Source organism: Lutaonella thermophila, from assembly GCF_055387725.1.
In genome coordinates this window covers 1,409,356-1,430,358 of record NZ_AP043783.1, presented here as the reverse complement: position 1 = coordinate 1,430,358, position 21,003 = coordinate 1,409,356, and the positions used below count along the sequence as shown (strand labels likewise).

Annotated in this window: 22 protein-coding genes; 11 read left to right on the top strand and 11 right to left on the bottom strand. The window is 33.6% G+C overall.

The window, feature by feature from the left end:
* Nucleotides 1-618 (top strand): WbqC family protein, encoded by a 618-nt coding sequence (locus ACZ5CF_RS06690; RefSeq protein ID WP_464578408.1) that lies wholly within the window; start codon nt 1-3, stop codon nt 616-618.
* Between the two features lie 4 nt (nt 619-622).
* Nucleotides 623-937: a DUF6122 family protein gene (locus ACZ5CF_RS06685; protein ID WP_464578406.1), complete on the top strand. Its 315-nt coding sequence runs from the start codon at nt 623-625 to the stop codon at nt 935-937.
* Here ACZ5CF_RS06685 and ACZ5CF_RS06680 read toward each other — a convergent pair.
* The 7 genes from ACZ5CF_RS06680 to ACZ5CF_RS06650 all read right to left on the bottom strand — a co-directional run bounded on the left by ACZ5CF_RS06680 (nt 923) and on the right by ACZ5CF_RS06650 (nt 7,065).
* On the bottom strand, nt 923-1,927 hold the full coding sequence (locus ACZ5CF_RS06680) for an endonuclease/exonuclease/phosphatase family protein (RefSeq protein WP_464578405.1): 1,005 nt from the start codon (nt 1,925-1,927) through the stop codon (nt 923-925). The two genes, ACZ5CF_RS06685 and ACZ5CF_RS06680, sit on opposite strands and share 15 nt — an antisense overlap.
* Nucleotides 1,928-1,941: 14 nt before the next feature.
* Nucleotides 1,942-2,811 carry a rhomboid family intramembrane serine protease gene (locus tag ACZ5CF_RS06675; protein WP_464578403.1) on the bottom strand — a complete coding sequence of 290 codons (870 nt, stop codon included), beginning with the start codon at nt 2,809-2,811 and terminating at the stop codon, nt 1,942-1,944.
* Complete coding sequence (locus tag ACZ5CF_RS06670) at nt 2,808-3,554, bottom strand: rhomboid family intramembrane serine protease (protein ID WP_464578402.1); 747 nt, start codon at nt 3,552-3,554, stop codon at nt 2,808-2,810. Before ACZ5CF_RS06670 ends, ACZ5CF_RS06675 begins: the two co-directional genes overlap by 4 nt.
* Before the next feature lies 1 nt (nt 3,555).
* Nucleotides 3,556-5,391 carry a DNA mismatch repair endonuclease MutL gene (gene mutL, locus ACZ5CF_RS06665; RefSeq protein ID WP_464578400.1) on the bottom strand — a complete coding sequence of 612 codons (1,836 nt, stop codon included), beginning with the start codon at nt 5,389-5,391 and terminating at the stop codon, nt 3,556-3,558.
* Nucleotides 5,391-5,684 (bottom strand): hypothetical protein, encoded by a 294-nt coding sequence (locus ACZ5CF_RS06660; RefSeq protein WP_464578399.1) that lies wholly within the window; start codon nt 5,682-5,684, stop codon nt 5,391-5,393. Before ACZ5CF_RS06660 ends, mutL begins: the two co-directional genes overlap by 1 nt.
* Nucleotides 5,685-5,818: 134 nt before the next feature.
* Nucleotides 5,819-6,298 (bottom strand): 6,7-dimethyl-8-ribityllumazine synthase, encoded by a 480-nt coding sequence (ribH, locus tag ACZ5CF_RS06655; protein ID WP_464578398.1) that lies wholly within the window; start codon nt 6,296-6,298, stop codon nt 5,819-5,821.
* Nucleotides 6,298-7,065: a tetratricopeptide repeat protein gene (locus ACZ5CF_RS06650; RefSeq protein ID WP_464578396.1), complete on the bottom strand. Its 768-nt coding sequence runs from the start codon at nt 7,063-7,065 to the stop codon at nt 6,298-6,300. Before ACZ5CF_RS06650 ends, ribH begins: the two co-directional genes overlap by 1 nt.
* 143 nt (nt 7,066-7,208) lie before the next feature.
* Here ACZ5CF_RS06650 and recF point away from each other — a divergent pair, with 143 nt between their 5' ends.
* Genes recF through ACZ5CF_RS06635 form a run of 3 tightly spaced genes read left to right on the top strand, consistent with a single transcriptional unit; the run spans nt 7,209 to nt 9,003 of the window.
* The gene (recF, locus tag ACZ5CF_RS06645) at nt 7,209-8,288 is read left to right on the top strand and encodes a DNA replication/repair protein RecF (RefSeq protein WP_464578394.1); all 1,080 of its coding nucleotides are present in this window, start codon (nt 7,209-7,211) and stop codon (nt 8,286-8,288) included.
* Between the two features lie 2 nt (nt 8,289-8,290).
* Entirely contained in the window at nt 8,291-8,707 is a 417-nt protein-coding gene (locus tag ACZ5CF_RS06640) for a hypothetical protein (RefSeq protein WP_464578393.1), read from the top strand.
* Nucleotides 8,707-9,003 (top strand): DciA family protein, encoded by a 297-nt coding sequence (locus ACZ5CF_RS06635; RefSeq protein ID WP_464578392.1) that lies wholly within the window; start codon nt 8,707-8,709, stop codon nt 9,001-9,003. Before ACZ5CF_RS06640 ends, ACZ5CF_RS06635 begins: the two co-directional genes overlap by 1 nt.
* Before the next feature lie 80 nt (nt 9,004-9,083).
* Here the strand turns inward: ACZ5CF_RS06635 and ACZ5CF_RS06630 are convergent, their stop codons facing one another.
* From ACZ5CF_RS06630 to ACZ5CF_RS06620, 3 genes are all read right to left on the bottom strand, one after another.
* Entirely contained in the window at nt 9,084-9,545 is a 462-nt protein-coding gene (locus ACZ5CF_RS06630) for a hypothetical protein (RefSeq protein ID WP_464578390.1), read from the bottom strand.
* Nucleotides 9,546-9,661: 116 nt separating this feature from the next.
* Entirely contained in the window at nt 9,662-10,081 is a 420-nt protein-coding gene (locus ACZ5CF_RS06625) for a nucleoside-diphosphate kinase (protein ID WP_464578389.1), read from the bottom strand.
* Nucleotides 10,082-10,134: 53 nt separating this feature from the next.
* Entirely contained in the window at nt 10,135-11,169 is a 1,035-nt protein-coding gene (locus ACZ5CF_RS06620; protein WP_464578388.1) for an alkaline phosphatase D family protein, read from the bottom strand.
* Nucleotides 11,170-11,270: 101 nt separating this feature from the next.
* Between ACZ5CF_RS06620 and ACZ5CF_RS06615 the strand changes: the two genes are divergently transcribed.
* Genes ACZ5CF_RS06615 through ACZ5CF_RS06605 form a run of 3 tightly spaced genes read left to right on the top strand, consistent with a single transcriptional unit; the run spans nt 11,271 to nt 13,946 of the window.
* Nucleotides 11,271-12,284, top strand: coding sequence for a DHH family phosphoesterase (locus tag ACZ5CF_RS06615; RefSeq protein ID WP_464578387.1), 1,014 nt, complete (start codon nt 11,271-11,273; stop codon nt 12,282-12,284).
* Nucleotides 12,281-12,838 (top strand): gliding motility-associated peptidyl-prolyl isomerase GldI, encoded by a 558-nt coding sequence (gene gldI, locus ACZ5CF_RS06610; protein ID WP_464578386.1) that lies wholly within the window; start codon nt 12,281-12,283, stop codon nt 12,836-12,838. The genes ACZ5CF_RS06615 and gldI overlap by 4 nt, the downstream gene beginning before the upstream one ends.
* 4 nt (nt 12,839-12,842) lie before the next feature.
* Nucleotides 12,843-13,946, top strand: coding sequence for a peptidylprolyl isomerase (locus ACZ5CF_RS06605; RefSeq protein ID WP_464578384.1), 1,104 nt, complete (start codon nt 12,843-12,845; stop codon nt 13,944-13,946).
* Nucleotides 13,947-13,980: 34 nt separating this feature from the next.
* Here the strand turns inward: ACZ5CF_RS06605 and ACZ5CF_RS06600 are convergent, their stop codons facing one another.
* Nucleotides 13,981-15,444 carry an aminoacyl-histidine dipeptidase gene (locus ACZ5CF_RS06600; RefSeq protein WP_464578383.1) on the bottom strand — a complete coding sequence of 488 codons (1,464 nt, stop codon included), beginning with the start codon at nt 15,442-15,444 and terminating at the stop codon, nt 13,981-13,983.
* Nucleotides 15,445-15,515: 71 nt separating this feature from the next.
* Here ACZ5CF_RS06600 and ACZ5CF_RS06595 point away from each other — a divergent pair, with 71 nt between their 5' ends.
* The 3 genes from ACZ5CF_RS06595 to ACZ5CF_RS06585 all read left to right on the top strand — a co-directional run bounded on the left by ACZ5CF_RS06595 (nt 15,516) and on the right by ACZ5CF_RS06585 (nt 20,948).
* Nucleotides 15,516-16,583: a DUF3810 domain-containing protein gene (locus ACZ5CF_RS06595; RefSeq protein ID WP_464578382.1), complete on the top strand. Its 1,068-nt coding sequence runs from the start codon at nt 15,516-15,518 to the stop codon at nt 16,581-16,583.
* A gap of 81 nt (nt 16,584-16,664) precedes the next feature.
* The gene (locus ACZ5CF_RS06590) at nt 16,665-19,631 is read left to right on the top strand and encodes an amidohydrolase family protein (protein ID WP_464578381.1); all 2,967 of its coding nucleotides are present in this window, start codon (nt 16,665-16,667) and stop codon (nt 19,629-19,631) included.
* A 12-nt stretch (nt 19,632-19,643) separates the two neighbouring features.
* Nucleotides 19,644-20,948 (top strand): amidohydrolase family protein, encoded by a 1,305-nt coding sequence (locus ACZ5CF_RS06585; protein WP_464578380.1) that lies wholly within the window; start codon nt 19,644-19,646, stop codon nt 20,946-20,948.
* Nucleotides 20,949-21,003 lie beyond the last annotated feature (55 nt).

The window sequence follows — 21,003 nt, the reverse complement described above, 5'->3', positions numbered from 1 at the left end:
ATGAATACGGTAGTTATTCATCCAACTTATTTTCCTACCATAGCACATTTTGTTGTTATGGCAAACAACGATGTTGTTTTTGAATCACACGATAATTACCAAAAACAAACCTACAGAAACCGTATGTATTTATATAGCCCCAATGGCAAGCAAATGCTTTCTATACCTATAAAACATACCGGTAAAGATGGACACCAATTGTATAAAGATGTTCAAATAGATTATAGTTTTAATTGGCAAAAACAACATTGGAAAACGTTAGAAACAGCCTACAGAACCTCGCCTTTTTTTGAATTTTACGAAGATGAATTTTCACCACTTTTTCAAGATAAACCAAAATTTTTATTCGATTTAAACTTAAAAACGATTGAAATTGTTGCTGATTGCATTGGTTTAGAAACAGCTTTAAAATTTACTGAGTCATTCGAGAAAGATTTGAGCCAATACTCTGATTTTAGATTTTTGGTAAATGCTAAACAAGAAAAACCTTTTAGCTTTAAAGAATACATTCAGGTATTTAGTAATAAGCACGGCTACATAAGCAACCTTAGCATTTTAGATTTACTCTTTAACGAGGGCACCAACTCGCTTAACTATTTGCAACAGCATACACTTTAACATTATGCTCCGCTTTTTTGTTCATTATGGTATACATTTTTTAGTACCTGTTCTTATAGCGTATTTATTTTACAGAAAAAAATTTAAGCAAAGTACTTTAATATTACTTTCAGCAATTATAATAGATATTGATCATTTACTTGCAACACCAATTTTTGATGCTAACCGGTGCAGTATAAACTATCATTTTTTACATACTTATTGGGCTATAGCCGTCTATTTTTTTATGCTAATACCTAAAAAGACAAGGCTTATTGGCATTGGATTACTTATTCATATTCTGGCAGACACAGCAGATTGTATATTAATGAGATTGTAAAGAAAGTTGCGCCATGATCGGAAAATGATCTGAATATAATTGCGAATAGTTTTTATGCGAAAGCACATTAATGCTCTCATCAACTAGAATATGATCTATTCGTAATGGAAAAAATCTAAAACGATGTGTTCTTCCAAATCCTTTTCCTTTCTCATTAAAAGTATCTTTCATGTTTTTTGAAAGTTGTCTGTATATATATGAGTATTGAGTAGTGTTAAAATCGCCCATAATAATAGTTTTATAAGGCGACTGTTTTTGGTGTTTTTTTACAATTTCTATTTGGTGTTTTTGCTTATCTAAGGTAGTTGTCATTCGTTTAAATAACCTATCTGAGTTTTCCGGATTAAGCTCCTGTTTGCTGGGTATAATCCTAAAAGATTCTAAATGAATATTGTACAGCCTAAGTGTATCAGAGTGTATTGCTACATCTATAAAAACAGCATTATTATTATGATGTTCAAAACCTAATTTACCCTGATTAATAATAGGAAACCTAGAAAAAAAAACCTGATTATTTGAAACCGATGAGCCCTTGTCTATAATATATTTATAAGAATATTGTTTAAATTCAGGGTATTTCTGGTATCTAAACTCTTGCATAGCAATAATATCCGGATTTTCTTTCTTTATAAGCTCAATGAGTTGTTTTCCATCATCGTTTACAATAAAACCGTATCTATCAAACATCATTACATTATATGACATAACTTTGAAAGAAGTAGGCTCGTTTAACTGTTCTGTAACTCCAAAAAAACGATAACTATTAACTACCTGATTATAGCCTAATAGTAACACCAAAAACGGTAATACTACATTCCTGTTTAGTTTTACTAACCAATACACTAAAAAACATATGTTAATGACAATGAAAATAGGAGTAAGTAATGTGGTAACAACTAAACCTTTAACATAAAAATGTTGTAATGCATAAAGCACCAAAAGTATTGCACTGCATATAGTATTAAGTAAAAAAAGGAGTTTAGAAAACATAAAAAATTAAAAAGCTAATCTTTACCAGCTTTAAACAAGAAATCTTTTTCTTCTTTGGTTAAACTGTCGTATCCAGACTTACTTATTTTATCGAGTATTTCATCTATACGCTGTTGCTGCTCAGATTTTTTTTGCACCTTTTGTTGTCTGGTATGTTTTGTTTTACTTTTATGAACCGCTTTTAAAGGCGATTTCTTTTTAAATTTAAAAAAAGTAACTAATGTATCCATAAGCTTAGCAAACCAAGCTCCTATATCTTTACCATTAAATAATTGTTTGGCATATACATAGCCCAAAAATGCTCCGCCTAAATGTGCAATATGCCCTCCGGGATTATTAATTGGAATCTGTATTAAATCTAATAAAACAAAAAAAGCACCTATATACCATAGTTTAACCGTAAAGAAAATAATTCTAACTTCTTGATTAGGTATATAAGTACATATAAAAATTAATACAGCCATTACAGCTGCAGAAGCGCCAATCAATGCCGTTTGAATTCCTAAAAAAACCGGAAAAATATTGTAACTAATTAAAAAAAATAATCCGCCTGCTATTGCTCCTAAAAAATATACATTTAGAAATCGCCTTCCATCAAACAAGTTTAAAAATATACGTCCTACATAATAAAGTAAAAGCATGTTCCAAAAAAGATGAAAAAAGCCTCCATGAAAAAAAGAATAGGTAATTATAGACCACGGCTGAGTGATAAAATTTGAAAATGCCTTAGGTAGCTCAAACCATTGCATTATAAGTGTAGATGGGTTAAGCTGAAATAAAAAAACCAGCAGTGCATGCAATATGTATACTGCAACATTTAATACAATTAGCTTTTCTGCAATATTTAAAAGCGAGTATTTATATCGTAAGCTTGTACTACTCATGAATCCCATCGGTTTTGATTAAACTGATTTCTTTTCCAGTACCACATCATTATAAACCCAAATAATGCTCCTCCTACGTGCGCAAAATGCGCTATCCCCGAACCAAATATAGAATATCCGGTTACACCAGAAAACAAGTCTAATGCAATTAAAATAGGTATAAAGTATTTAGCTTTAATAGGTATCGGGAAGAAAATTAAAAATAACTCAGCATTAGGAAACATCATCCCAAAAGCGACCAATATACCATAAATGGCACCAGATGCTCCGACTGCCGGTGTAATGTAAGCGCTTAAAAAATTATCTATAACCTCCGGATCTACAACACTATACCAAGCCCTGTTAAATTTTCCTTGCTCTAAAAGTGAAAAAATTTCGTTTTCAGATATCCCGGCACTCATTAAGGCTTGAATACCCTCATTAAAATAATAATAATTTACTCCTGTATGTATTAAAGCTGCTCCTAAACCGGCAGAAAAATAAAAAAAGAAAAACTTGTTTTTACCCCATATTTGCTCTAATGGAGAACCAAAAGCCCATAGTGCATACATATTAAATAAAATATGCATGAAACCACCATGCATAAACATATGAGACACTATTTGCCACAGTTCAAAATTTTCGTTTTTTGGAAACCATAATGAAAACCATTGGTACATTTGGTTTCCAAATGTGGTTGTAGCAACAAAAAAGATAATATTTATTATTACCAAATGCTTAACTGCATCTCCTACTCTACCCATACTAAAACTTTTTATCTAAATCCTCTACACTTAATGTTACAAATGTAGTTTTATTAAATGGTGATACCGATGGCTCTTTACATGCAAACAAACTATTAACCAATGCCTCTTGAGCTTCGGGTTGTAAGGTTTCACCAACTTTTACAGCTGTTGCTTTAGCCATTGTTTTGGCCAATAAATCTGGTTGAGAAAAGCTTGTTTCTGGAATATCTTCACGTAAACTAAACACCAAATTATCTAAAACATCTTTCACTTGAGATTCGTTTATATGAAGTGGTATACCAGATAAAACAACTGTATCATCTTTAAGGCTATCAAAACCAAAACCAACTTGCTCTAAAGTGGCTTTAATAGTTTGTAAAGCTGCTACATCGGTTGTTGAAAAATGTAACGTTAACGGAAACAGTAGTTGTTGTGTAACCGTATCTGAAACCGTTAAACTTTTTAAAAACTGCTCGTATAATATACGTTGATGTGCTCTATTTTGGTGTATTACCACTAACCCCGATTTAATAGTTGTTACTATGTATTTTTTTTGAAGCTGGTAGGTTATTGTTTGTACTTCAGACGATGTTTCATCTGAAAAAAGTGAACCCACAACTTCTTCAGACTCTACCTCTATGCTACTAAAATCTTTTTGAGTATTTAAACCTACGTATAAACTCTCCCAATCAGGTGTTTTCTCTGTGTGTCTTTGATATACTTTTTTAGACGATTTATTTACATCGTCTTTAAAAGGATTGAAGTTAGGATCTACCTCTATTGTTGGAGTTGTAGCGGGTTTATTTTGGTAAGCATACGGAGTATCTAAATTACTATCTCTTTCAAAATCTAACACAGGAGCAACACTAAATTGTCCTAAACTATGCTTTATGGCAGATTTTAAAATCGCATAAATTGTATGCTCATCATCAAACTTAACTTCTGTTTTAGTTGGATGAATATTTATATCTATATTTTTAGGATTTACCTCTAAATACAAGAAATAACCGGGATGTGTTTGCGGATTTATTAACCCATCAAATGCTGCCGTAACAGCATGGTGTAAATATGAACTTTTTATAAAACGATTGTTAGCAAAGAAAAACTGCTCTCCTCTGCTTTTTCTTGCAAATTCTGGTTTGTACACAAACCCGGAGATGCTAACAACATCGGTCGTTTCTTCTACAGGAACTAATTTCTCGTTGGTTTTCTTCCCGAATATTCCAACAATCCGCTGGCGTAAATTACTTTTGGGTAAATTAAACAGCTCGGCACCATTATGATACATTTCAAATTCAATATCCGGGTGCGCCAAAGCAACTCTGTGAAACTCATCTATAACGTGACGCAACTCTACAGAATCGCTTTTTAAAAAATTTCTTCTTGCCGGAATATTAAAAAAAAGGTTTTTTACTGCTACAGATGTTCCGGTTGGGGTTACAGTAGGCTCTTGGTAAACCACCTTTCCCCCTTCTAATTTAATTTGAGTGCCAAGTTCATCATCTGCCAGTTTGGTATTCATTTCTACATGAGCAATAGCAGCAATAGAGGCTAATGCCTCTCCTCTAAATCCTTTAGTATGCAGCGCAAATAAATCATCGGCTTTTTCTATTTTAGAGGTAGCATGTCTTTCAAAGCTCATACGCGCATCTGTAGCGCTCATTCCAACACCATTATCAATTACTTGAACAAGTGTTTTCCCGGCATCTTTAACTAATAATTTTATACTTGTAGCCTTGGCATCTATTGCATTTTCAAGTAATTCTTTAACAACAGAAGCGGGTCTTTGTACAACCTCTCCTGCTGCTATTTGATTTGCAACATGATCGGGTAAAAGCTTAATAATATCTGACATTATTTTCTGGGGATAAATACTGATAGATCAAAATCAAAAAACCATAAAACCAACAACACTAAAATAAGAAAAATTACCAGTAACCGAGTGTTTATTTCTCTGTTACCTCTGTGTCTGCTAGCTTTACGAGCTTCTTGCCATTGAGCACCAAAATCACGAGAATTTACAGCATCTCTGTACTTAACTATTTTAGAATCAAAATCATACACATTACCTATGTCTTTACCATCATAATATCTGGGTGTATAATTAAATCGTTTATTCTTATTAAGTTTAAAAACTTTGAATTTCACAATGGTTTGTTTTGATTCTTATCAAAAGTACTGAAATTGCCTAACATTTTTAAACCCTTACTGCTAAAAAATGTTAACAGCTTAGTCTAATAAAACTAATGTTAGAAGGGATAAATTAAGAAAGAGTTGTAAAATTATCCTAATGCAGCCATTTTAATGGCAGCAATAGCAGCTTCTACTCCTTTGTTGCCATGTTTACCACCACTTCTATCTATGGCTTGCTGTAAAGTGTTATCTGTTAAAACACAAAAAATTACAGGAGTGTTGGTTTTAACATTTAAGTCTGTAATACCCTTTGCCACGGCACTACATACAAAATCAAAGTGCTTTGTTTCTCCTTGTATTACACTACCAATGGCAATTACGGCATGCGGAGAATATTGCTCTATAAGTTTTTTGCACCCAAAAGTAAGTTCAAAGCTTCCGGGAACATTCCAGGTAATAATATTTTCAGGAAGCGCTCCGCAATCTATAAGTGTTTGTTTAGCTCCATTATAAAGCGCTTCGGTAATCTGTGCATTCCACTCAGAAACAACAATCCCAAAGCGCATTTTTTTTGCGTTTGGGATTGTAGCCTTATCGTAAACCGATAAATTTTTATTTTCTGTTGCCATTATTGTGCACTTTCTGCTTTGGCTTTACCAATAAAAACATCAATATCTCTACCTTCGGCAGAAGTAGCAAACTCGTCTTTTATTCTGGTAAAGTACTCTAATGCTTTATCGTTTTTACCTAACGCTAAAGCAGTAACTCCTGCTTTAAATAAATACTTTGGAGTTGTATAGTTGTTGTTATTGTGTTTAAATGCTTTTTCGTAGTATTCTAATGCGTCTTCGGGTTGGTTAAGCTGCATAAAAGCATCGGCTATACCACCTTTTGCAATGGCGCCCAACATGGCATCATCAGACTCGAATTCTTGTAAATACTCAATGGCTTCTTTGTACTTATTCATGTTTAAATAAGCAATCCCTGCACTGTACTTTGCAAGGTTAGCAGCTTTAGTTCCGCTGTAAACATCAATAATATCTAATAAACCATATTTACCTTCTGCGCCTTCTAAAGCTAAGGTAAATAACGAATCTTTTTGTGCAGAATTTATGGCTTGATCAAAATATTGCTGAGCATGAAACATTTCGTTTGCAGCTTCAAGCTCTTTTGGTTTTTGTACAAACTGAAAGTAAGCTAAATATCCTAAAACTAAAACTACTATTGCAGTAATACCACTCAAAATATACTTTTGGTTTTTGGCAACCCATGCTTCGCTCTTAGAAGCTTGCTCATCTAAGGTATTAAATACTTCTGCAGTAGTACTTTGAACGTTTTCTTGTGCTTGTTCTTGTGCTTTGGTTTTCTTATGTCCTCTTTTCTTGTACGTAGCCATAAAATGTAAATTAGTGGCGCAAAAATAAAATTTTTATTCAATAAGTAAAGGTAAAATATTCGTTTATTTTCAATATTTTGCGCATTTAGCTTATAGGGCAGATACAAATAATTATTGAGCGATTTTACGTTAAAATGAAACCTTTGATACTCAAAAAATTATCTTTAGTAAATTACAAAAACTTTGATTCGGCCTCTTTTGATTTAGATAACAAAATAAATTGTTTTGTTGGTAATAACGGCATTGGTAAAACCAATGTTTTAGACAGTGTATATCATTTATGTTTTGGCAAAAGCTACTTTAATCCGGTGGCAACACAAAACATAAAACACGGTGAAGATTTTTTTGTTATTGAAGGGCTGTTTGAAAAGAATGAAAAAGATGAGACTGTAATTTGCAGTTTAAAAAAAGGGCAAAAAAAAGTTATAAAACGAAACGGTAAACCTTACGATAAATTTTCAGATCATATTGGTTTTTTACCTCTTGTAATAATATCTCCGGCCGATAGAGATTTAATAACCGAAGGAAGTATAACCAGGCGAAAATTTATGGATGGTGTTATCTCTCAATCAGATAAAGCCTATCTCACCAATTTAATTCAGTACAACAAAGTTTTAGCACAACGTAATGCTTTACTAAAGTATTTTGCAGCAAATCAAACTTTTGATGTCAATGCATTAGAGGTTTACAACCAACAACTTGCAGCATTAGGAACACCTATTTTTAACAAACGTAAAGAATTTTTAAACGTATTTATACCCATTTTTAAAGACCGATACCAGTTTATAAGCGCCAGCAAAGAAGCTGTTAATATTTTGTATGACAGTCAGTTAAATAAAGAATCTATAGAAAATTTGTTCTCAGAGAATTTAGCAAAAGACAGAGCTTTACAATACACAAGTGTTGGAATACACAAAGACGATTTAAGTTTAGAAATTAACGGACATCCTATAAAAAAGTTTGGCAGCCAAGGGCAGCAAAAGTCTTTTTTGATTGCGCTTAAATTGGCTCAATTTGATTTTATAAAAAAACAATCCGGTGTTGCCCCGATATTGTTATTAGATGATATTTTTGATAAATTAGATGAAAACCGGGTAACTCATATAATAGAACTTGTAAATGATGACCATTTCGGACAAATATTTATAAGTGATACGCATCCGGAACGAACAGAACAAGTAGTTAAAAAAACACAACAATCTTATAAACTATTTAAACTTTAGGCATGAAAAAAATCGTGATTCTTGTATTCTTAATAACTGCTGTTTCATGCAAAAAAAATGTAGAAAATATATCTTACCTTGAAGGATATTGGGAAATTGCAAAAGTAGAAAGCCCTTCTGGTACTACTAAACAATACAGCATTAATACAGTAGTTGATTATTTTATGTTAGAAAACGATTCTGTTGGGTTTAGAAAAAAAGTGCAACCCCAACTAAACGGCAGATATATAGCTACTAACGATGCCCAACGTTTTACCATAAAAAAATTAAAAAATACTATAGAGCTAACATACAATAACAACTTAAATACGTGGACAGAAACTATAACCAAGCTTACTCCTACCGAGCTTGTTGTTAAAAACCAAAACAATAACGTATATCATTACAAGAAATTTAACAATATTCAAATTACAGAGTAATGGCTAAGCGTGAAAACAACCACTTATCATTAGCAGATGCTTTAAAAGCATTTATAAACAACAATAAATTAGATAAAGGGCTAGATAAGGTTAACGTAGAGCAAGCGTGGCAAAAACTAATGGGCAATGGCGTAAATAATTACACTACAGATATTTATTTTAAAGCCGACACGTTGTATGTTAAACTATCATCTAGTGTATTGCGCGAGGAACTTAGCTACGGAAAAGAAAAAATAATTACTTTGATTAACGAAGAGCTCGGAAAAGATTTGGTTAAAAAATTAGTGCTTAGATAATAAAGCAGCTACTAAAACATACCTTTTTAAAACAAAAAAGCACAGCAATTATTGCTGTGCTTTTTTTATGATTTAGTTTTTTAATCTCCTTCGCTTAAAGAAAAACTACCATCGCCGTTAAATGATGTTAGCGTAATGGTAACTGTCCAAATTCCCGATGCACCAGAAGCTGTAACTCCAGAAAAAGAATCCGGATCTTGGTTGCCTTTTAACGATCTTTCTAAAACTAATGTCTGGTTAGCATCAAAAACTTGCATGGTAAACTCACTTTCAGATGTAGCAGTAATATCTGCATTATAATCTGCAGTGCTTAGGTTATTAAGCCAAGTAAACGATCTTGTTCCGCTACCACCGTTACCGGTAAAATCTCCATCAATATCACCGTTAAAATCGTCACTTCTATCAAAATCTACACCTATCACTTCGCCATTTACTCTTAATTGTACAAATTGATCATTATTATCATCATCGCTACAACTTACCATAAACACGGTTGCAGCAAGTAACATTAAAACTCGACTGAATAATTTTAGTTTTTTCATGATTTTTTTTTGGGTTCAATACTATAACAATTATAACGTAAAAAACCCTACCTTATTTTATAAAAAAACATCCCGGAATACCGAGATGCTTTTTAAAACTTTTATTAAGATTTTGCTTAAAAAATTTCTCTTCCTGAAAAATGAAAAGCGCACTCAATAGCAGCATTCTCATCGCTATCTGAGCCATGAATTGCGTTTTCTCCTATAGACTTAGCATACAGTTTTCTAATAGTACCTTCTGCAGCTTCTTCCGGGTTTGTAGAACCAATTAAAGCTCTAAAATCTTCTACAGCATTTTCTTTTTCTAAAATAGCTGCAACAATTGGTCCACGAGTCATAAAGGCAACTAGTTCATTAAAAAACGGTCTTTCTTTGTGTATTGCGTAAAATTGCTCTGCATCGCGCTTGCTAAGCTGAGTTAATTTCATTGCAACAATCTTAAACCCTGCAGCTGTAATTTTTTCTAAAATAGCCCCGATGTGTCCGTTCTCTACAGCATCAGGTTTAATCATTGTAAAAGTTCTGTTATTTGCCATCGTTCTTTAAAATTTTGCGCAAAAGTACCAATTTTACTTTAATTTACAAGTTATTAGTATTGTTGCTTTATAGATTCTAACACGCTTTGGTTATCTCCTTTAATTTGTAATACGGCCTGCTTTGTTTTTAAGTTAAGTTCTACAATACCATAATTAAGTTTATTTACAACTTTGCCTACTCTAAAAGGATTTTCTTCTCCTTTAAAACTACTATATACATGGGTTAAACCACTACTTGTAAAATCTATAAGCGGGTACTTTAGTCCATTAACTTGTTTTCTTGAAAACTCTGCTATATGCCTGTCTCCTGATAAAATTATAACTCGTTTTGCATCACTGTTTACCAAAAGTTTTTCTAACCTTTCTACTTCATGCGGAAAATTACCCCAGCTCTCAAAACCATGTTTACCGGACAAGTACTGAATACTACTTACTATTATGTTAAACTCTGCTTTAGAGTTGTACAGCTCTTTAGCTAACCATTGCCATTGTTTTTCTCCTAAAAGGGTTCCTTTGCCGTACATATTAGGCGTGTAGCGTTTGCTGGTAAGTGTATCTTTTGTAAGTGCTGTCCTAAAATATCGGGTGTCTAACACTATAATTTTTACCGACCCATTTGGTGTTTGTATAATTTTGCTGGTGTAAACACCTTCTCTTTTTCTTTCTTCGCTTTGTTGGGGTACTTGCAAAAAATCTTGTAGTGCTTGTTGGCTTTCTTGTTTCATTACAAATTCTGCACCACCATCATTTAATCCATAATCATGGTCATCCCAAGTTCCTAAAACAGGTATCTTATTTCTTAAAACAGTATATGCAGAATCTTTAAGTAAGGTATTGTACTTATCTCTTAAAACATTCATGTTTTTTGTGTCTGCATACACAATGTCGCCTCCCCAAACCCATACATCGGGTGCTTCATTTATAATATCATCCCATAAATAATTAGGAAGTGTTGTTTTATTACAAGAGCCAAAAGCAATTTTAACAACAGCATCATCTTTATTTGCTATTACATTTACATAAGGTTGTGTTGTTTTACATGCGGTTACTATTAACAGTAAGGTTAAAAAGATTAATGTTTTTTTCATGTAATTAGTATTTTAGTCGGCAACTATTTATAATTAAAAGTTCTGTAAAAGTACTTTTTTCTGAATTAAATCTAAGGTTTAAAGTTGTATCTTAGCTGGCCATGAAAAACACCGATATTAGTAATATAAAATCTGTTTTAAAAACACCTCAAAAAATTGTAATAATACCTCATAAAAATCCTGACGGAGATGCCATAGGCTCTACATTAGGGTTATATCATTACCTAAAATCAAAACACGAGGTTACAGTTATTGCTCCTAACGATTATCCTGAGTTTTTAAAGTGGATGCCCGGAGAAAATACCATTGTAAATTTTGAAACTAATCAAGAAGAAGCTATTGCTTTAATAGAACAAGCATCACTAATTTTTACGTTAGATTTTAACTCTTTAGATAGAATTGAAGAGTTAAAGCCTTATTTACTTAAAGCAAAGGCACAATTTGCAATGATAGACCATCATCAGCAACCGGACAATTACGCTCAGTTTATGTATAGTGATGTTAGTATGAGCTCTACCTGCGAGATGGTGTATAATTTTATAGCTTTAATGGGAGACGAACACAACATTACTCCAGAAATTGCTACTTGCTTGTACACAGGAATAATGACCGATACAGGATCGTTTAAATACCCTTCTACAACCAGCACTACACATAGAATAGTTGCACATTTAATAGATAAAGGCGCAGACAATGCAGCAATACACAATGCTGTTTTTGACACCAACACGCCAAGTAAATTACAGTTATTAGGCTGTGCCTTAAAGAACATGGTTTACTTAAAAGAGCTTAATACTGTTTTTATTACCTTAACTAAACAAGAATTAGAAGACAATAATTTTAAAAAAGGAGATACAGAAGGTTTTGTAAATTACGGTCTATCTATTAAAGGTGTAAAGCTGGCCGCCATTTTTATTGAAAACTTGCAAGAACCATACATAAAAATATCGTTGCGCTCTAAAGGCAATTTCTCTGTTAACAAAATGGCAAGAGACCATTTTAATGGTGGCGGACATATAAATGCAGCCGGTGGACGTAGCGATAAAACCATGGAAGAAACCATTACTTATTTTAAAACCATTCTACAAGATTACAAAGACGAACTTTGCTCATGAGAAAACAATATTCACTACTTTTTTTACTGATTTTAACAATAACCTTTATTGCCTGTAAAGAGCCCGAAGCAAGAAAACCTATTTCGGTTAAAACCGGTACGTTCTTAAAAGAATCTATAGAGAGAAACAAAGCATTATTAGCACAAGAAGAAGCCATAATAAAGCAAATTATCGCTAAAGACTCAATACATGAATACAAAGCCTCAGCAAATGGGTTTTGGTACTATTACAATAAAATAGACTCTACCAGCAACTATCTACCCAAAGAAGACGATTTAGTTACACTAACTTACAACATTAACACACTAAATAATACGCCTATTTATACCCAACAAGAAATAGGAATAATAACTTACAGGGTTGATAAGCAAGAGCTTTTTCCGGGACTTAGAGCCGGTGTAAAACTTATAAGAAAAGGAGAAACAGTTACTTTTTTATTTCCGTCTAGTTTGGCCTTTGGCTATCATGGCGATAACAATAAAATTGGTACTAATGTTCCAATAAAATGCACTGTAACAATTTTAGATATTAATCCTCAAAACAATAACAAATAATACCATGAAAAAATTATTGCTAATTAATACACTTTTAATCTTACTATTTGCATCGTGTAAGTCTAGTTATTCTGATTTATCTGACGGAATGTATGCAGACATCCAAACCAACAAAGGTGATATTGTTGTTAAACTTCACTATAAAGCAACTCCTGTTACTGTAGCTAATTTTGTTTCGTTAGCAGAAGGCAACAATCCCTTTGTAAAAGAAGAATATAAAGACAAAAAATACTATGACGGAGTGATTTTTCACAGGGTAATAAAAGATTTCATGATTCAAGGAGGTGATCCTACCGGAACCGGAAGTGGAAGCCCGGGATATAAATTTAAAGACGAAATTGTAGACACTTTAAAACATGATAAAGCCGGAATTTTATCGATGGCAAATGCCGGACCAAAAACCAATGGTAGCCAGTTTTTTATAACTCACACCCAAACCCCTTGGCTTAATGGCAAGCACACTGTTTTTGGTGAGGTAGTTAAAGGATTAGAAGTAGTAGATAGTATTGCCAATGTTAAAACAGATGAGAAAGACAGGCCTCTTAAAGATGTAGTAATGAAAAGAGTAGAAATAATTAGAAAAGGAAAAGAGGCTAAAAAATTTGATGCTGTAAAAGTACTTTCTAATTATTTTGAAGAAGAAGAAAAAGCTATAAAAGCCTATACAAATATGCTTAATGAGTTTATTAAAGAAACTCAAGAGCAAAGCAAAGTTGCTAAACAATTAGAATCTGGCTTAAAAATATATTATTTAAAAGAAGCACCAGAAAACACCAAACCTAAAATTGGTCAATCGGTTTTAGTTAAATATGCTGGCTATTTTAATGATGGAAAACTTTTTGACACAAATATTGAAGAGGTAGCAAAAAAGTATAATAAGTTTAATCATGTAAGAAAACAAATGCGAGGTTACAATCCTGTAACTATGCTTTACAGCCCCGAAGCTCAGTTAATTGCAGGATTCAGAGAAGGTCTTTTACAATTACGCGAAGGTGAAAAAGCAAGACTATTTATACCTTCTCATTTAGGATACGGTACAGATGGTCTTGGACCGGTACCACCTAATGCCGATTTAATTTTTGATATAGAAATTGTTAAAATCAAATAGAAAAAAAGGCCTCAAAAATTGAGGCCTTTTCTAATTAGTTTTTAGCCGGAATATTGTTTAAAATTTCTTTAGTAAACTTCCAAAACTTTTGCACAGACGAGATACTAACGCGTTCATCCGGAGAATGTGCTCCTTTAATTGTTGGTCCGTAGCTAATCATATCCATATCCGGATAATGTTGTCCTAAAATACCACATTCTAACCCAGCATGGCAAGCCACAACTTTGGGTTCTTGCGAAAAAAGCTTCTTGTAATTGCTTTGTAATACTTGTAATATTTCTGAATTTACATTGGGTTTCCATCCGGGATAGCTTCCGCTAAAGGTAACTTCGCAACCGGCCAACTCAAAAGCTGCTCGTAAGGCATTAGCCAAATCTAACTTAGCAGACTCTACAGAAGATCGTGTTAAACAACCCACTTTAATGGTACCGTCTTTAATTAGTACATTGGCAATGTTATTAGAAGTCTCAACCAAGTCGGGCATATCATTACTCATTGCATATACGCCATTATGTGCAGCATAAATGGCTCTTGTTATACCCTCTTGTACACCAAGCTCCAATACTTTTTCTGGTAAATCTGTAACTTCTGCATGTATAGTTAATGAAGGCTCTACCGTTTTAAGTTCATTTTTAATAGTAGCGGCCATTTGGTTAAACTCAAATACAAAAGCATCATGTTGAATGCTATCTACAACTACTACTGCAAAACTCTCTCTCGGTATTGCGTTTCTGAGGCCTCCCCCTTCTATTTTAGCTATTCTAAGTCCAAAATTCTCATACCCGTCAAACAGTAATCTATTCATAATTTTGTTGGCATTCCCCAACCCTTTATGAATATCCATACCGCTATGACCTCCCTGCAAACCTTTAACGGTAATTTTATAAGCAATTGTCCCTTCGGGGGTTTGTTCTTCTTTATACGTTCGTTTGGCAGTAACATCTATTCCTCCGGCACATCCTATATCTATCTCATCATCTTCTTCTGTATCTAAATTCAGTAAAATATCTCCACTAAGTACATTCTCATCTAAGCCCATTGCGCCTGTCATTCCGGTTTCTTCATCTATGGTAAATAGTGCTTCAATTGGGGGATGCGCAATATCGTTACTTTCTAAAATTGCCATAATAGTTGCAACGCCCAGTCCGTTATCTGCACCTAAAGTGGTTCCTTTTGCTTTTACCCAGTCTCCATCAACATACATTTTTATTCCCTCTGTATCAAAATCAAAATTTACATCGGCATTTTTTTGGTGCACCATATCTAAATGCGATTGTAGTACTACAGTTTTACGGTTTTCCATTCCGGGAGTTGCCGGTTTTTTTATAATTACGTTCCCAACCTTATCTGTAATAGTTTCTAAGCCAAGACTCTTGCCAAACGCTACCATAAAAGCAATTACTTTCTCTTCTTTTTTTGAAGCTCTGGGAACAGCATTGAGTTTTGCAAAGTTTTTCCAAATAGATTTAGGTTCTAAAGAAAGGATATCTTGATTCATCGTATTTTTTTTAGTTGCACAAAAGTAAGCATTGAAAAGTATTATACCATTTATTTGGTTATTTTTGACAGATGAATGATAGAGCAAAAACAATACTTGCGCTTTCTATTTTTCCACAAATTATAGTTGTCAAAATATTGGCACAATACCCCCAATTTATAGAAGACTACTACAGTAATGGGCTCTATTTGTTTTTATCGCAATGCATGCGATTTATTTTTGGGTGGATTCCTTTCTCTATGGGTGATATTTTTTATACAGCTGCAGGTGTATTAGCTATCAGACATGTTATTGTTAACAGAAAAAAAATCATAAAAAAGCCACTGTTGTTTGGTAGAGATATTTTAATGCTTATTTCTATTCTCTATTTTACTTTTCATTTATGCTGGGGGCTTAATTATTACAGGCAACCTTTGTACAAAACCCTCAATATTAAAAACGATTATACGCTTTCTGAGCTTGAAGCCTTTACAGAAAGGCTTATTAAAAAAACCAATCAAGAACATTTAAAGCTAGCCTCAAATAAGTTAGATAAAGTAACCATCCCTTACAGTAAAAATTACATTTATAAACTAACGCCTATTGGATTTGACAGCATAAGTAAAACTTTTGCTACACTTAACTATAACTATAGTAGTATAAAAACTTCGTCGTACAGTATTTCTTTAACGTATATGGGCTACAGCGGTTACTTAAACCCGTTTACAAATGAGGCGCATGTAAATGGCTTGCCATTAGATTTTAAATTTCCAATGGTTAGCTGCCATGAAGTTGCGCACCAACTGGGTTACTCTGCAGAAAACGAGGCTAATTTTATAGGTTTTTTAGCTGCCAAAAACAATCCGGATCCTTATTTTAAATATGCTGCTTATGCCTACATACTCAGATATTGTTTGGGTGAAGTGAAGCAACGAGATAATGTAATGTTCGAGAAACTTAACAGTGAAATTAATCCGGGGATTATAAAAAACTATATAGAAGTTAGTGAGTTCTGGAAACGTTACAGGAATGCAGCAGAGCCGGCATTTAAAAAAACCTATAACATATTTTTAAAAGCTAATCAGCAAAAAGACGGGTTAAAAAGCTATCGTTATGTAGTATCGCTTTTGGTTAATTATTTTAAAGACACTCCGCTTTAAATGTTAAAAAAATCATAACCTAACCGTTTTTTAATACGTAACCTTTACCTTTAGATAGCTAATTAATCAACACTTATAATCATGAAAAAACTTCTTTGGTTACTCACCATGTTTTGGTGTAGTTTCTCTGTATTTTCTCAAGAGTATTTCCCAAAAAACGACGGCGTAAAAGCCAATGAGAACAACAATTACACTGCATTTACAAATGCAACCATTTACGTTACCCCAACACAAGTAATTAACAATGGTACTTTACTTATTCAAAACGGTAAAGTGGTGGCCACCGGCACATCTGTTTCTATTCCTGAAAATGCAGTAGTTATAGATTTAAACGGTAAACACATTTACCCTTCATTTATTGAACTTTATTCCGGTTTTGGAGTAGAGCAACCTAAGCGAAAACCCGGAGGAGGAAGATCGCCTCAATACGAACCAACTCGTGAGGGGTATTACTGGAATGACCACGTAATGCCGGAGAATCAAGCTATAGAAAAATTTAAGTACAACAGCAAAGAAGCAGAAAACTTACTCAAATCTGGCTTTGGTGTTGTTAATGCACATATTAAAGATGGTATAATTAGAGGGACAAGTGTTCTGGTTGCTTTAAAGCCTGATAGTGATAATGCCGAGAGAATTTTAGATCAAAATGCGGCTCAGCATTTGTCATTTAGAAAAAGTGTTACCTCTAATCAAAGCTATCCAACATCTATAATGGGTGCTATGGCGTTGCTACGTCAGTTTCATTATGATGCCCAATGGTATGCCACAGGAGCTTCTAAAACCAAAGACTTATCAATAGAGGCTTACTTAAAAAACAAAAACTTGCCTCAAATTATTGAAGCAAATGGAAAATTAAATGATTTAAGAGCCGATAAAATTGCTGATGAGCTTAAGGTAGATTGGATTATTAAAGGTGGTGGTGATGAATACGAAAGAATTGATGAGATTAAAAAAACCAATGCCAAGTACATTATTCCGTTAAATTTCCCGAATGCATATGATGTTACAGACCCGTACCAAGCTACTAAAGTTAGTTTAGCAGATATGCGTAAATGGAATCAAGCACCAACAAATCCGGCTCAATTAGCAAAAAACAACATAACGTTTGCGCTTACTACAGCCGATTTAAAAAACACCTCAGCATTTAAAAGTAATTTACTAAAAGCTATAGAGTACGGTTTAGATAAAACAAAAGCTCTAGAAGCCTTAACAACAGTTCCTGCGCAACTATTAGGAAAAAGTAATGAGATTGGCTCTTTAAAAAATGGAGCTTATGCTAACTTTTTAATTACATCTGGTGATATTTTTGATGAGAAAACAACGCTTTACGAAAACTGGGTTGCCGGGAATAGATATGTAATTACCAATATGAATACAAAAGATATTCGTGGTGATTATACATTAAACGTGGCAGGAAAGCAACTTTCTTTGTCATTAACTGGAAGCATAGAAAAACCTAAGTCTAAAATAATGCAAGACTCTACTGAGCTTGCTTCTAAAATTGAATATAAAAATGGCTGGGTTACTATTTTTTACACTCCTATAAACGAAGAAAAAACAGAGTTTGTTAGGCTTTCTGCTCCGGTAACAAAAAGCTCTGATAACTTAACCGGTTCCGGAGTTCTCACAAATGGTTCAACTATAAGTTGGAATGCTATTAAAAAATCAGATTCAGATTCTAAAACCAACAAGAAAACCACAAAAGAAGATACTAAACCGGAGGTAGTACCTGTAACCTACCCTAACCTTGCCTATGGGTTTAAAAACAAACCTCAACAACAAACATTATTGTTTAAAAATGCAACTGTTTGGACTAGTGAAGATGAAGGAATTTTGCAGAACACAGACGTACTTGTTAAAAATGGTAAAATAGCCAAAATAGGTAAAAACTTATCTGATGCTTCTGCTAAAGTTATAGATGCTACCGGAAAACATTTAACAGCAGGTATAATAGATGAGCACTCTCACATTGCTGCATCAAGTATTAACGAAGCCGGTCATAACTCTTCTGCAGAAGTAACTATAGAAGATGCAATAGACCCTGACGATATAAATATTTATAGAAACCTTTCGGGTGGTGTTACTACTATTCAAATTTTACACGGTTCTGCCAACCCAATTGGTGGCCGATCGGCAATTATTAAACTAAAATGGGGTGAAGGCCCGGACGGTTTACTATTTAAAAATGCACCAAAGTTTATAAAGTTTGCCTTAGGAGAAAATGTAAAACAATCTAACTGGCAAAGCTTTAGCAGATTTCCACAAACCAGAATGGGTGTTGAACAAGTTTTTGTTGATTATTTTCAGCGAGCAAAAGAGTACGATGAGCTTAAAAAGAGCGGAAAGCCGTACAGAAAAGATATAGAGATGGAAGTTATCTCTGAAATCTTAAATAAAAAACGCTTTGTTTCTTGTCACTCGTACGTTCAAAGTGAAATTAACATGCTCATGAAAGTTGCAGAACGCTTTGGATTTAATATAAACACATTTACTCACATTTTAGAAGGTTATAAGGTAGCCGATAAAATGAGAGAACACGGTGTTGGTGGCTCTACCTTCTCTGATTGGTGGGCTTACAAATACGAAGTAAACGATGCTATACCATTTAATGCAGCAATAATGCATAGCCAAGGTGTTACTGTAGCTATAAATTCTGATGATGCCGAGATGTCTAGAAGACTTAATCAAGAGGCTGCTAAAGCTGTAAAGTATGGTGGTGTTTCTGAAGAAGAAGCATGGAAATTTGTTACCATAAATCCTGCAAAACTATTAAGAATTGATGATCGTGTTGGTAGTATAAAAGTTGGTAAAGATGCCGATTTAGTTTTATGGAATGATCACCCAATGTCTATTTATGCAATTGCCGAAAAAACAATCATAGAAGGTAAAATTTACTATGATTATGAGCAAATGAAACAAATGGAGAAAGAAATAGAAAAAGAGCGTAATGAGCTAATCAATAAAATGATTAAAGCCAAAAACAAAGGGATGAAAACTCAACCCCCTAAGAAAAAAGAAAAAGAACTTTTACACTGTGATTCACTTTAAATCTCGGAACAAATGAAAACTAAAATATACAACATATTAGGAGCGTTTTTAGCCTTTGTTACTATTGCTTATTCACAACAAACTCCTGCTCCGGCACAAAATGAAAGCATCTTAATTATAGGGGCTACTGCTCACATTGGCAACGGACAAGTAATTGAGAATAGTGCTATTGGATTTAACAACGGAAAATTAACATATGTTGGTGCACAAACCGGCGTAAACCAATCAGATTTTAACAGAGTAATAAATGCAACAGGAAAGCATGTTTATCCCGGCTTTATTGCTGCTAACAGCACCTTAGGTTTAGTAGAAATAGATGCTGTAAGAGCAACCGATGACGATGCAGAGATTGGTATGTACAACCCTCACATTAGAAGCTTAATTGCGTACAATGCCGAGTCTAAAATTGTAGAAAGTATGCGTCCTAATGGCGTTTTAATGGCACAAATAACTCCACGAGGTGGCAGAATTTCAGGTTCATCGTCTGTAGTGCAATTAGATGCCTGGAACTGGGAAGATGCGGCCTTAAAAATAGATAACGGCATTCATGTTAATTGGCCTAATAGTTTTACAAGAGGAAGATGGTGGCTTGGCGAAGATCCAGGACTTAAACCAAACAATAAGTACTCAGATCAAGTAACCGAATTAGTTTCTTTCTTAAAAAATGCAAAAGCTTATTTAAAAGGAAATCAAAAAAGTAAAAACTTACCTTTTGAAGCTGTAGCTGGATTATTTAATGGTAAGCAAAAGCTTTTTGTACATACGCAAGGAGAACGTGAAATTACCGATGCAGTTAATGCAATGTCTGATATTGGTATTAATAATTTAGTAATTGTTGGAGGAAATGATGCTTATAAAGTTGCCTCTTTATTAAAAAAACATAATGTTGCTGTTTTACTTAGCAGGCCTCACAGACTGCCTCCAAGAGAAGATGATAATGTAAAACTACCTTTTATGTTAGCCAAAGAACTTTCAGACCAGGGTATATTGGTTGGTATAGAACCTAGCGGATCAATGGAACGAATGAATACAAGAAATCTTCCATTTTATGCAGGTACATTCGCTGCTTATGGTTTAGATAAAGAAAAAGCTGTGCAGCTTATAACAGAAAATGCAGCAAAAATTATTGGTATAGATGATATTGCCGGAACATTAGAAACCGGCAAAGATGCTACCCTATTTATCTCTGAAGGTGATGCTTTAGATATGCGCACCAATATTGTAACACATGCTTTTATACAAGGTCGTGAAATTAGTTTAGAAACACATCAAACTAAACTATGGAAACGATACATGGAAAAATATAGCAGAGAATAAAGCAACTAACATAACAACTATTTTAAGAGCGTAACAGAAGTGTTACGCTCTTTTT